General features: G+C 44.1%; 3 protein-coding genes and 1 pseudogene. All 4 read right to left on the bottom strand.

Annotation, left to right across the window (positions count from 1 at the left end):
- A pseudogene (locus N483_RS27545) lies at positions 1-3,524 on the bottom strand (collagen-like protein); the annotation flags it as partial.
- Between the two features lie 25 nt (positions 3,525-3,549).
- A complete protein-coding gene (locus tag N483_RS22390; RefSeq protein ID WP_023398197.1) occupies positions 3,550-3,864 on the bottom strand; it encodes a hypothetical protein in 315 nt (104 codons plus the stop codon).
- 82 nt (positions 3,865-3,946) lie between these two features.
- A complete protein-coding gene (locus N483_RS22395) occupies positions 3,947-5,629 on the bottom strand; it encodes an O-antigen ligase family protein (RefSeq protein ID WP_155250727.1) in 1,683 nt (560 codons plus the stop codon).
- A gap of 545 nt (positions 5,630-6,174) precedes the next feature.
- On the bottom strand, positions 6,175-14,493 hold the full coding sequence (locus N483_RS22400; RefSeq protein ID WP_231105489.1) for an Ig-like domain-containing protein: 8,319 nt from the start codon (positions 14,491-14,493) through the stop codon (positions 6,175-6,177).
- Positions 14,494-14,520: the final 27 nt, after the last annotated feature.

Raw genomic sequence — 14,520 nt, forward strand, 5'->3', positions numbered from 1 at the left:
CCCGCCAATGCAGTGTCCATATCAGCTTTATTTGCTTTTAAAGCAAGTGCTGAGTCGACCGAAGCTTGATTTGCTTTGCCCGCCAATGCAGTGTCCATATCTGCTTTATTTGCTTTTAACGCAAGTGCTGAGTCGACCGAAGCTTGGTTTGCTTTACCCGCCAATGCAGTATCCATATCCGCTTTATTTGCTTTTAAAGCAAGCGCTGTGTTGACCGCTGTTTGGTTTGCTTTATCAGCTAGCGCTGTATCCACATCCGTTTTATTTGCTTTTAACGCAAGCACCGTGTCTACCGCAGATTGGTTTGCTTTGCCTGCCAATGCAGTATCCATATCTGCTTTATTTGCTTTTAACGCAAGCGCAGTGTTGACCGCTGTTTGGTTCGCTTTGCCTGCCAATGCCGTATCAACTGCCGCTTGGTCTGCTTTGAGTGCTAGTTTAGAATCCAATACAGTGATATCCGCTTTTGCACTTAGGGCTGTATCGAATGCAGCTTTATCTACTTTTGTTTCAAGTAAACCCGTCACAGTAATGCTGTTTGCCTTTGACTCTAAGCCAGAAGTAAATTCAGCTTTCGTCACATAGACAGTCAGATCTGGTAGGTCCGCTTTTAGTGCAAACTGAGACTCATCGTAACTTGCGCCCTTAGCTAATAGTTGCCACGGCTGTTGCAGGTTACCTTGAGGATCTGTTGGAGGTACAGCGACTGTTTTTTGCGTTGCAATATATGCACTGCCCATGTAGGTGATCACATCACCAGCGACAAACTCAGTAACCAAGTTATAGCCCCCAGCAATAAACTGAATGCCCGTATCGCCTTTAGATGCAAATAACGCCCATTGTGCTGATGCGTCTTTCGGAGGCAAGTTTGCTTGCTCGCCAGCAGGTACCGCTACTTTTGCAATATAGGCACTGCCTTCATAGGTAACAACGTCGTCCTCCGAATAAGCGGCAGCTGAAGACCAAGCACCTACAACTTGTAGGCCTTTATCACCCTTCTGACCTTTTTCACCAGGTTCACCTTTTTCGCCTGGCGCTCCCGGTTCACCTTTTTCACCATCTTTACCATTGGCACCATCTTTACCATTTAGGCCATTCGCACCATCTTGACCTTTTTCACCCGGCTCACCTTTTTCGCCCGGTGCGCCTGGCGCGCCCGGTTCGCCTTTTTCACCCGGTGCACCTTTTTCACCATCTAGACCATCTTTACCAGCTAAGCCTGAGCCAACGCCATTGAATAATAGCAACCAACTGTTGTTTGTATTTGAGGGAGGAAGGTTTGGTTCATCACCTTCAACTACCGCCGCGATGGCCAGTCGAGCAACATAGGCGTTATTTTCATGAACAACAACATCATCAACTTGATAGGCTTCTGTCGCACTCCAGTTTCCTTTGATGCTTAAGCCGCGATCACCCTTGTCGCCTTTATCACCTTTATCACCTTTATCACCTTTTTCACCTTGAATACCTTGAATACCTTGATCACCCTTTTCACCGGGGATACCTTGAATACCCTGTGCACCTGGGTCGCCTTTGTCACCCTTCAGGCCTTGTAAACCTTGGTCACCCTTTTCACCTTGGATACCTTGCGCTCCTGGAAGACCTTGGATACCTTGAATACCCTGCTCACCTTTGTCACCTTTTTCACCAGCGGCGCCAGGCTCACCAGGAATACCTTGGATACCCTGTTCACCCTTAGCACCGTCTAAGCCATCTTTACCGGCCAGACCAGAGCCAACGCCATTAAACAATAACAGCCAACTGTTATTGGTGTTTGATGGTGCTAAATTTGGTTCATTTCCTTCGGCAACCGCAGAGACTGCGATTCTAGCAACATAGGCATTGTTCTCGTGTACAACAATATCATCTACGCTATACGCATCTGTTGCACTCCAGTTGCCTTTGATGACAAGACCACGATCACCTTTGTCACCCTTATCACCTTTTTCCCCTTGAATACCCTGAATACCTTGAATACCCTGCTCGCCTTTTTCACCTTTCTCACCGCGAAGACCTTGAATACCTTGAATACCTTGGATACCTTGAAGGCCAGCATCACCTTTGTCACCTTTTAGGCCTTGCAAGCCTTGGTCACCTTTCTCTCCTGGGATACCTTGGGCACCAGCTTCACCCTTGTCGCCTTTGTCACCTTGCAGGCCTTGCTCACCTTTTTCACCTTGGGAACCAGCATCGCCTTTCTCACCTTGCAGACCTCTTTCACCTTGAAGCCCTTGCTCACCTTGCTGACCTTTAGCGATCAATAAAGTCCAAACTCCAGGAGAGGCGATTGGTGCCAAATTGATGCCTCCTTCAGCAGGCGCCGCGACTTCAACAACAGAAATATATACACTGCCTTCAAAAGAAACTACATCGTCAATGGCATATGCAGCGCTGCCACTCCACTCGCCTCTGACTTGTAAGCCTCGGTCCCCTTTTTCACCTTGGATACCTTGAACACCTTGCTCACCCTGTATGCCTTGTTCGCCCTTTTCGCCGGGCACACCTTGGATACCTTGCTCACCTTGGCTCCCCTGAATACCTTGAATACCCTGGATACCCTGCTCACCTTTTTCGCCCTTTTCGCCTTTCTCACCAGCAGTGCCAGGAGCCCCCTGTTCACCAGGCACACCTTGAATACCTTGCTCGCCTTGTTCGCCCTGAACGCCTTGCTCACCTTTAGCGACCAACAAATTCCACACGTCTGGCGCTGATACTGGATCAAGATTTGTCTGCTCGGCTTCAGGGGCACTAATTGCAGCTACTGCAATATAGATACTTCCACCAAAAGAAACGACGTCATCCACTGCATATGCCGCAGCATCACTCCACGCACCTTTTACTTGCAGACCTTTTTCACCTTTCTCACCTTGGGCGCCTGTATCACCTTTTTCACCCTTTTCGCCAGCGGCACCTGTGTCACCTTTTTCACCAGGGGCACCTGTATCACCTTTTTCACCCTTCGCACCGGGTTGTCCATCAGCACCATCTTTACCATCAGCGCCATCTTTGCCGTCAACGCCGTCTTTACCATTAATGCCGTCAATACCATCCGCACCGCGCAGCCCTGTAGTGTCTCCTTTCCATTGACCATTTTCGTCAATGATGACATTACCACCAACGGAAACTGATGTAGCATCAACCTCACCTTCGACTTTACTGGCTACATCTGCGTAATAGGCACTTGGGACTGTATCAATGCTCAATCGCGGCGACATTTCCGTATCATCGCCAACCGTGATCCCTAGCTCTAGATCTTTGTTTTTAAAAATAGCTGCATCAATCGCATTGTTTTGGCCAAGTCTGATTGAGTAAGCGCCATCTGTAACTTCGACTGTTTCCGTTGACTCCCAAACAACCTGATCTTGTGAATACAATTTAAACGTCATAGAAACTGTGCCATTCACAGCTTCCTGAGTATTTGAATTAGTCAGTGTACCTTGGTGGTTAAGCTGAGCGGCAATTGCAGGCACGGAGATAGCGCTCACAGCTGCAAGTGCAACTGCTATCGCATTTTTAGTAAACATATATTCCCTTTATTCTTTAATTTAATTAATTCGTTGCGGCATTGGACAAGCTATAGTTTTCAGAGCTTGCTTTTTTTGTGACAATCGACACTGTCGCGGCTAAATCATGGGCACCTGAAGTTGTCTCTTGGACTCGGCTACTACCTAATTTAGATTGCTTAACAGTATGATCTGCGACTCCTTTATCGGGTTCTGGGGTCGGCTTTGGATCGGGCTTAGGATCCGGCTGAGTAACAGGTGATTTTCCTGCATCATTTGATGCTTGGCCACCACCGCCTCCACACCCAGAAAGGCTAATACAAGCGAGTAGCGTCAGGGCGAGGTAATGTAGTTTATTCATTTTCGTTGTTTTCCTTTAATAAAATAACGTTCATCAATGAACTCGGTACTTTCAAACGTGAAGGTGTATAAATTCTTGCTATTTACTCTCGTAACTTCCCTCCCGTGTTCACTGATAAAGCCTGAGTATTGTTCGGGTTTATAGCTAGAGCACGTGCTTTGTACATCTCAGCTTTATTATTAAGTCCCAATTGAGCTGAAGCCTCAGCGGCTCGGATCAACATATATAAATTGTATGGATATAGTTTGATGGCATGTTCTAAGCTTTTTAAAGCTTGTTCTGCGTTACGCTCTTTTATTAAATACAGGTCAAACAACCTCAGCGCAGCAAAATAATCGTGCGGATTCATGTCAAGTGCACTTTGTACTTTATCCGTATCACCGATACGGTAGCCCGTAGAAGTTAAGTTTCCTGACACTGTTTTTAAAGTAGACAAATAGCCTAAAAAAATAACTAACGGTAAGCATAGGAATACTGGTTCTATTCTAAAACTCACCGCACTTTTTATGAAAAAGCCTCGTCTGGAAAGTAAAAATGAGAATAAAAGAATAGAAAAGAACAAGCTTACTGGGGTTAAAAACACAGAGCTAAACATCGAGTGGAAATACAATGAGAATACGGCCATAAAAATCCAGGCATCTATGTAATCTCCCTTCAACAAATTATGAAGTGCCTGTATAAAAACCAATCCGAAAATCACTAAGAACAAGCTACCACCAATAAAGCCCAGTTCACTATAGAACTTTAACAATATGTTATATGGCGTTCTTAATATACTTAGCTCTGTAATATAAGGGGAAGACTCTTCCGTACCAGCTTTTGCATATTTCTGATGAATGTATTCAAAATTATTAACACCAACCCCATATGGATTATCTTTAATCATATCTATGGTATTCAAAAACAGTTTATCTCTACCTGTGTCTAACGATTGAATTAACTTGAGTTGTGTTTCAAGCTTTGAAAAACCAAGTTCATCAATGGCGCTATAGCTCACAACAGCCCCCAAAAATGCGGCTGAAATTGAGAAATACTTAATAGGCACTTTTTTTGTTTTAAGCAAAATGACACATATGACTATTATTTCCGCAAACAATAAACCGAGGATAGTGCCCCTAGTATTTGACTCCACTAACAAGTGCATCAGAAATGCTAAACTGATTAGGCCAAGCAGCAAATGAGGGAGTGATTTTCGTTTGTTGTAAATTGATAAAACAAGTATTGGGATCCAAATGTTTAACACATGTCCCAAGTAATTGACAAAACCGATAGGCGAGAAGTTACTACTCGAATAAGCATTGCCTAGCCAATACCTTTCGTAAATAGTAGCAGCACTAAAAACAATAGATGCATAAAAAACACTATCGGTCATTACGCTCAATAGCTTTTCCTTAGAAAAGGATGAAATCAATATATATATCGATAGAGTAAAAGCTAAAAATCGGCAAATAAATAGCGCAGACTCAAATATATTGGGAGCCCAAGCTAAAGTAATGAGCATGTATAGAGCTAAAAACCCGATTGCAAACCCTATTACATTAAGCTTAATAGAAGGCAAAGAACGAATTGCATAAATAACTAGCAGAATACAAAATGAGTCAAAAACCACCCATTTTGGATAGTTGTATTGATAGTAAAACCCCCCAAAATTTACAACCGAAATTACACAGGAGAATATAACCACCAACATTTTTAAAACTGCTGATTTCGATAAGTATGAATCATTAAAATGAGTAAAATTCACGTATCGGTACATTAATTCCATTTAAAAACATCAGACCACTTTAAATTAAGTGAGTTTATACACTTTAGTGAAATTAAGATCAACAAAAAACAATTTAACTGGCATATATATTAATCTTTTCATTACCAAAACAAAAACAGAAAAAACCATAAAAAAATTAATAAACAACCCAATAAGCATGCTTAATCTTTTAAAAACCAAATAAAACAAACAAATTAACAACATTTCAGATACAACATTTAAACTATAGCTTTGTTGTCACTTATCTAATAAAGAGTGGAATTGAAAATGTAATTTAAAACTGGTTAAAAATCCCTCTAATTAAAGCTAGGGATTTCAAAAATGCTATTTAATCCGAGACATTAAGCGGAAGTGCCTTTATATCCCATTGCTTTGCGCCGAGAAAACTAGAAGTACATTGCTGAGATAATAAATTTTTAACAAGGTATAGAGATAAGTTGACACACCGCCACCTCTGCTGGAGCAGTTTTTAGCAATGCCAATTAATGATAGTTAGATTGATCTTAGGAGCAACCAAGCTTGTTGCTCCTATCTGTCTCACTTGTTTAGAATTGCACGCCAAGAAATAGCGAAAATTCATTGATTTTATTTTCACTTATATCAAAGTGGCGATATTGAATGCCCGCTTCAAAGTGCTCACTAATTTGATAACCCAGCTCGGCACCCGCAAATGCGTTCGTTTCACTCGCCTCATAGCTTTGCAAAAATCGATTATCACGCGTACTGGTTATTTTATATTCCCAGTCAAATGCACCAACAAATACTTCGCTTTTAATACTATGCCATGTAAATAAATCATAGTTTACTTGCACAGTGAAGCCCTCAGGCAGCACAGGCGCTATTCGTGATACCGCAGTATGCGCTTCTCCGGGTGTCAGACTTGCCCCTTCAAAATCAACTCGACCTTGTCCCAAGTCGACATACCCAATACCAACATGCCAATTAGGCAATAATTCGAAATAGCTACTAACGGACCATGACGAACTTGTATCGTCGATGTTTTTTACTTGTAAGCCTGAGTTATTGTTGTGAACCCTCTCACTGGCTTGCGCTTCTCCTAAAGTGCCCTTTAACGTCCAAGTGTCCGCATAAGCAGTGCCTGGAAGTAAACAACTCATCGAGATCAAAGCAAAGCTAGGCAGTATGGTTTTTCGTCTTCGTATTACTAATGCAGAAAGTATCACTATTAGTCCCCCTCCTAGGCTACCTGACGATTTATTTTCAATATTAACGGATTTATACGCAGTTACCGTCACCTGCGCTATTCCTTGTGATATTGCCCCCTTGCCATCTACTACTGTGTAAGTGACGATATCGACACCTTCGTAACCTGATCTAGGTGTATATGTGATAGTACCATCATCATTAACACTCACGGAGCCATTTTGCGCAACAGCTTCTATGATAGAAAATGCATCACCATCCGCATCAAAGTCGTTATCTAGCACATTAATTGTGATCGCAGCTTTGTCGGTTGTCGAAGCTTGATCTAGTTTAGTAGTCGGTGCAGAGTTCACAGCTAGATTCACGGTGGCAATACTACTTGTAGTACCACCTTGACCGTCAGTAATACTGTATTGGATAGTAGCTAACCCTACAAAAGTCAGTGGCGGCATATAGGTCAGCTTATTGTCTTCTATTACAACAACACCAAAGTCGACCGTTGCACTTGTAATAGTCAAAGTATCGCCATCAACATCTGAATCGTTTGCCAAAACATCAATCTGAATTGCCTGACCAGCACCAACTGTTATTTCATCAGATATTGCAACTGGCAAGTTATTACCTGTGTTAATTACTGCCACGCCACCTGGATCAATAATACTGCCATTTGCGATCCCATCATCATCGTTTGGACCACCATCCACAATTTGCAGTTTTACACACCAGTGCCCTTCAGCTAAGCCTTCCTGCCACACATCATTACCAGGAGGAGCACAATAACCTGGCTCTCCAAGCGAAGAAAATATTCTATTTTGCCCATCAACTGCAAAATCGACCCACCGATCACCTTTGAGCTTGCGGTATACCGCATTGACAGGTATCGGATTACGCTGAGGAATAACAATACTGTAGCTATCTCCTGCTTGCGGCAGTCCCACCGCGATAAAGTCAAACAATCCACCAATATTTATCGCACCTGTATCCTCTTGAATCTCTTCAGGTAAAAGCTGTACTCCGCCAGTACTATTTTGTGCAATTGTTACCCCTTTTCGGATACATACACCTGGTTCGCCCTCAATTAAAAATTGCGAAGACTCTGTAACTTGCTCCTGCATTACATTGCAATCGGTGATCGCATCCTGATAGTCGGGAATACCATCATTGTCCGAATCTGTATGACCTTCCTCATTGTCCGGAATTAGATCTCCATCTGTGTCTTGGGCAGTCAAGACAGCCAATTCCGGCACTACTTCTAGATATATTTGAGCAGTGTTGGAGAGGCTTGGCTCTCCATTGTCCGTTGCAGTAATCGAGATCCCATATACACCTGTTGTCAAAGCTTGTGGCGAAAAGACAAATTCATCAGTAACTGTGCTGATATTTTGCAATTCAGAATTTAAAGGCTCCCAAAGCAATGTCACTGTATCGCCCAAGTTAGGATCTGTGACCTGTGCAGTAATGGTCACCAATTGTTCATTCGCCGTTACCGTGGTGCGTAATTCATTATTTTGAAGGGCACTTAACTCAATATCAGGCGCTACATTGTCCTCGACGATGGTGATTTGCGTTGTGAACTTGGCACCTCTGTTCAAGGTATCATCTAAGGTAACTATGATAGATTCGTTACCTTCACTTTGCCCGTCTTCAAATATGCTGAATGAGATATGCCCTTCAATTCCTGATTCAATTGTGACCGAGCCACTAGACAAAGTATGATCTGAGCTATTAGCTGTGCCAGAGACAGTAAAAGGCACTTGGACAGGGTATCGAGCTGCCTCACCATTTAAGTACACACCTAATGTAAAGCTCTGTCCTTCCGAAAGCTGGGCATCTTTAGCCAAAGAGATAAGCGGGTTGACCAGTACGTTCTGAGTTGCAAATGTACTCAGGCCATTGCTGTCTTCAGCTCGCCAAGTCGCTAAGTGTCTACCAGGAGGAAACAGTAAATTATTGTCGACTAATGACACGCCAATGACGTTGCCGTTGCTGTCGGTTGCTGTCGCATTGCCTAAATTCACTTTTGTAAATAAGGCTGTCGCATCTATAGTCACATCAGCTGGCACAGTGATTGATGGTGGCGTGCCCTGTGCATCATTTCTATTTACCGTAAGCTCGGCGACCGCACGACTAATTTCACCTGCTTCATCTTTAATTACATACTCAATGATAACGACACCATTAAACGAATCCTCAGGTGTATAGATCAGTTCACTTCCTTGTACCTGTACGCTGCCCACTGACGCTTGTGCACTCAGTAATGCAAGTGAGTCGCCAATGTCTACATCACTGTCGTTATTCAAAACAGCTAAGCGGTATGTTCCCGTAGCCTCATCAAAAGTTTCTTCACCATAGTTATCATCTTGAGCCTGAGGCGCATCATTTATATTGTCTATGGTCATTACCACTGTCGCGACATTCGACAATGCCCCAGCCATATCCCTCACGGTATAAGTGAAGCTATCACTCCCCACTTCATTAGAGCTGGCGCTGTAGACGATACGCCCCATTCCATCTATGGTTGTTTGTCCCTTTGTCGGCGGCGTAATCACGGTCACCGTTGATACATCAAGTTCGCTGCTGCCATCTACATCCACATCATTACCCAATACATTGACAGCAAAAACACCCTCTTCATCAAGTGCAGCAATATCGTCATTGGCAACTGGTGCATCATTGACCGCATTTATTGTGAGTGCGACGGAGGCTGGCAAAGAACTTAACCCTTCACTGTCAGTTAACGTATAAGTGAAATTGAACTGACCATTTTGATCCTGTGCAGGGTCGATTTGCAAGCGGCCGTCAGCCAATATTGATATGGTTGCAAAATCAAACGTTCCGCCATTTTGCAACGTGATATTCGCGCCATTAAAACCGTCGTCCTCGACGTCATTATCGTTGCTCAATACATCGAGAATAACTTGGGTATCTTCTCGTGTATTGACACTGTCGTCAGCCGCAATTGGCGCATCGTTCACTTCACCAATATTGATAGAGACAATGCCCAGTTCAGATACTGCACCATTGCTATCAGCAATGGTGTAAGACAAGCTGTCGGAGCCTTCTTCATCTTCAAACGGCGTATAATCTATGGCTCCTGCTGAGCTGTTAACTACTGCACTTCCTTTGACAGGCTGAGCTACCAATGCTATCTCGCCTGTGGGAATACCATCTTCAATATCTGTGGCAAATGCTCTTACATTGATACTTGTTTGCTGCGCATCTTCTTCAATATTTGCATTGAGCGCCTGTACCTGAGGTCTATCATTTACGGGGGAAATCACGATAGATACCGTCGCTTTCTCCGAGTTATTTGACGTTTGATCAGATACAATATAGGTAAATAGGTCGGAGCCATTTACATCTAAGTTGGGCGTGTAAGTCGCTACACCATTTTCGATTGAAACAGTACCCATTGCTGGCAGATCAACCACGATTGCCGAAGAGGCCACTATGTCTCCTTCGGGATCCGAATCATTGTCCAGCAAGTTGATGGTAACCGCCGTGTCTTCACTCGTTTGCGCATTGTCGTCTTGCACGATAGGTGCTTCAGAAATCGGCGTAATTGAAATATTTACGGTGACAACATTAGACTGTGCCCCAAAACTGTCTTGAATTCGGTAAGTGAAATTATCGCTTTGTGTTTCGCTATCATCATGCTGATATGTAAAGCTACCATCTGCACTGACAGTAAGTGTGCCGAAAGATGGCTGGCTGATATCAACAATCGACACAAAATCGGCGCTATCAAGGTCGTCGTCGAACACAAAACTACTGCTGAGCAAGCCGTTGTTAGCATCAACAGCCAATGATCCCCCTTCATTGACGTTAAAACCACGGTTAAGGCCAACAGGTGCGTCATTAGTATTGTTGACCGCGATGTCAAAGGCCGCCAATGTCGCTGACACTTGGCCATCACTCACTGACACAGTAATGTTTGTGTAATTGCCGACATCAGGATCTTGGGGTGTACCAGTAAGTGCGCCTGTTGAAGAGTCAAAACTAGCCCAAGGAGGCGCATTTTGAATACTAAAACTCAACGTGTCGCCATCAATATCTGCCGCGACAGGTGTAAAGCTATACGCGCTGTCTTCGTCTACAGAGGTTGAGGGTATACCGCCAATCGTCGGTGCATCGTTGGTATTACTGACTGTTATAGAAAACGCGACCAATGAGGTTGTAAGCTCACCATCAGATACGCTGATTACAATATTGTTATACACCCCAACATGGCTATTCTCTGGCGTACCAGTCAAAGCTCCCGTTGTGGTATTAAAATTAAGCCAATTTGGTCTATTTTCAATCGTAAATGACAGGGTATCGCCATCTTTGTCGTCCACATTTGGTACAAAGGTATATGTGCTGTCTTCATCTATCTGTTCACTCGGCGTACCTGAAATTTCCGGTGCATCATTAATGTTATTAATGGTGATATTGACTGTCGCAAGGTCTGAGTCAACTTGTCCGTCATTCACTTTAAACGTAAAGCTGTCCGCACCAAAGTCGTCTTGATTACCCGTATAGGTAACAACACTGCCACTTAGTGAGTAAGTGCCCCTAGTTGGTTGGTCTACAACTTGGTAGGTCAAGCTGTCATTGTCGATATCCTGAGCACTCAAAGTGATAGCAACGGTGCTTTCTTCATCGACGCTAACTTGTTGACCTGTCACTGTCGGTTGATCATTAACTGGGGTTACGGTCAAAGACACATTTGCGGCTTGAGAGTCGTCGGTGCCATCATTAGCTACAAAGGTAAAACTATCACTGCCGTTAAAATCTGACGTTGGGGTATATAACCAAGTCGTATTTGACTGCTGGACTAGTGTGCCACGAGAGACTCCCGTCAACACACGGTAACTCAGCGAATCATTCTCTTGATCTGTGGCATTTAACGTCACACCTAAACTGGCATCTTCATCTAAACTAAGCGCTTGAGCCTGCGCCACTGGAGCGTCATTAACAGGGGTCACCGTCATAGTGACCGTCGCCTTATTTGATATAGCTCCCGCAGCATCTTGGACTGTATAAGTAAATGAATCATCGCCAAAGTAATGCTCATTTGGCGTATAGACAATAGCACCTTGTGCGTTTACAACTACCTGACCGAATTGAGGTTGGTCAATGACCGTAACACTGGATAAATCAAAGCTATCATTGTCATCGACATCAGTATCGTTACCCAGAACATTGACTTCAAAAGACCCTTCTTCTTGTAAACTCGCCGTATTGTCATTCGCGACTGGCGCATCATTGACCGGTGTAAGCGTCACGCTGACTGTCGCCGGATCAGACATCAACCCTTCACTATCGGTCAGTGTATAATTAAACGTAAATACACCGTTTTGATCAGCGACAGGTGCGATATTTAACTGCCCATCCGCTTGAATCGTAACCATTGCTTTAGCGTAGTTTCCAGCGCCATTCCCTTGATCTTCAAGTGTTATGTTAGCGCCATTAAAGCCTTGATCTTCAACATCACTATCATTGGATAGAATTGACAACGTGGTGCTGACATCCTCGTCGGTAGTTACGCTATCTCCAAGTGCTACCGGCTGATCATTTATTGCACCTATGTTGACCGTAACGGTCATTGGTGCAGATATACCGCCTGTACTATCTGCCACTGTATACGTAAAACTATCAGTACCCGTTTGATTTGCGTTCGGTTGATAAGTAAACGTCCCTCGCTGTTGATCTATTACTACGGCACCTTTGGTAGGTTGTGATGCAATTGCTAGATCACCTGTTGGCATACCATCTTCGATATCCGTCGTTTGAGCACGCACTTGAAGCGGATCTGAATGAGTATCTTCCGAGGTATTAATCACTAACTCTTTTGCCACAGGCAGATCATTTTGCGCGGTAATAGTCACCGATACCGTTGCAGTATTAGAGGTATTTTGCTGGGCATCTTTGACTGAATATGTAAACGAGTCACTGCCATTCTCATTGTTATTTGGTGAATATGTCGCAACCCCATTTAATATCGACACAGTACCTTTTGTTGGAGCTGTGATCACAGTCGCTGAGGATGCTACGATATCCTGCTCTGGATCGCTGTCATTGGCCAGCAGGTTTATGTTTCCTGAATTGTCTTCTGTTACGGTGAGCACATCATTGACCGCCGTAGGCGAGTCGGCAACAGGCGTCACAGTGATTGACACGGTATAAGTATCAGACACGGCATTGGATGCGTCTTTGACCCGATAAGTAAACTGATCTGTGTGGTTTTCGCTGCCATCATGTTGGTAAGTAAAGCTACCGTCCACATTTAGCGTTAACTGACCAAAGGACGGCGCTGAAACTTGCTCTACTGATAATGTATCACCACTATCAGTATCGTCATCGGTTGCGGTACTCAATAAACCCGCTTGCGCACTGATACTTAGCAGCCCCGCTTCCTCTGTTGAGAAGCTAAAGGCAGTACCGTTCGGTGCATCATTGACATTAATTACTTCAAGATTAAAGCTCGTCAAGGAGGCAGTGTCCGTTCCATCACTCACGGAGATCAAAATACTATTGTACTGACCTACATCTGAATCCGCTGGGGTGCCAGAAAGAGCTCCTGTGCTCGTATTGAAGGTTAGCCAATTGGGTAGATTTGTGACGCTGTAGGTATGTGTATCTTGTTCATCAGGATCAACCAGAGTAGGGATAAAATTATATGCTTGTCCTTGTGCAATGGTATTCGCAGGCTCCCCACTAAGCGTTGGTGCCACGTTGTATTTCTTGGTGACTGTATCAGAGATAAGGCTAGCACTATTTCCTGCCGCATCTGTGATTATAACTGCTAACGTCAAAGTACCTTCTGCTAAGTTACTGACATTAACCGCGGATACCTGAGCAGTAGCAGCATTAATATTCCCATTGCCCGTAACAAACTGATTATTTGAGTCTGTAACGGTGTAGGTAAATGAGCCTGTTCCCTCTAAACCAGTTAACGTAAAACTCAATGCTGATTCATTATCACGGTTGATCAATGTCTGGTCGATATCTACTGCATGCCCACTTGGAACACTGGTATCAACACTCAAGGTTAGTTGCTGGGCTGCGGTATTGGCATTACCTGCACTGTCTGTAAATTTACTCGCATTAATGTCTAACGTAGCATTGGTTTCTGTATTTTCATTGGGTGTAAATACAACACTATATTGCGTACCAGAACTTGCCGAAAAATTACTTAGGGCGCCACCAGACACACTGATATCTTCGACAGAAAAGTCACTGCTGGATTCGCTTAATGTAATTGAAACAGTCGCCGTTTCTCCGACTTTCAGCGTAGGATCAGATGCGCTGAACGTCGTTACCGTTGGACTTGTAGTATCTAACGTACTGCTGGCAGTCACTGCTGTTGCTGCATTGCCCGCGGTATCCGTTAAGGTCACAGATAAAGTCAATGTACCATCATTGAGGGCACTTAAATCCAAGTTGGATAGCTGCTGACTGGCTGACGTCACCGTGCCATTGCCAGTCACCGCTGTGCCGCCATTACTGCTCGAAATGGTGTAGCTGTATGTTGCCCCCACTTCCGCGCTGCTAAAGGTAAAGGATGCCGCTGTTTTTTCTGTGTTGGAATATAAGCTGTCGCCAAACGAAACACCGTGGCCACTCGGTGCCTTGGTATCTACCGTGATGGGCAGCTGGGTCGCTGCCGTATTGTTATTGCCTGCTCCATCGGTGAATGTATCGGCTGCAATGTCCAAAGTGGCATTACTTTCTGAGTCCGCCGT

Source organism: Pseudoalteromonas luteoviolacea NCIMB 1944 (genome assembly GCF_001625565.1).
In the GTDB taxonomy this organism is placed as follows: domain Bacteria; phylum Pseudomonadota; class Gammaproteobacteria; order Enterobacterales; family Alteromonadaceae; genus Pseudoalteromonas; species Pseudoalteromonas luteoviolacea_F.

Bases quoted from the DNA above. Each gene is read 5' to 3' on its own strand.
- N483_RS22390 (WP_023398197.1), bottom strand. From the start codon at position 3,864: ATGAATAAACTACATTACCTCGCCCTGACGCTACTCGCTTGTATTAGC.
- N483_RS22395 (WP_155250727.1), bottom strand. From the start codon at position 5,629: ATGGAATTAATGTACCGATACGTGAATTTTACTCATTTTAATGATTCA.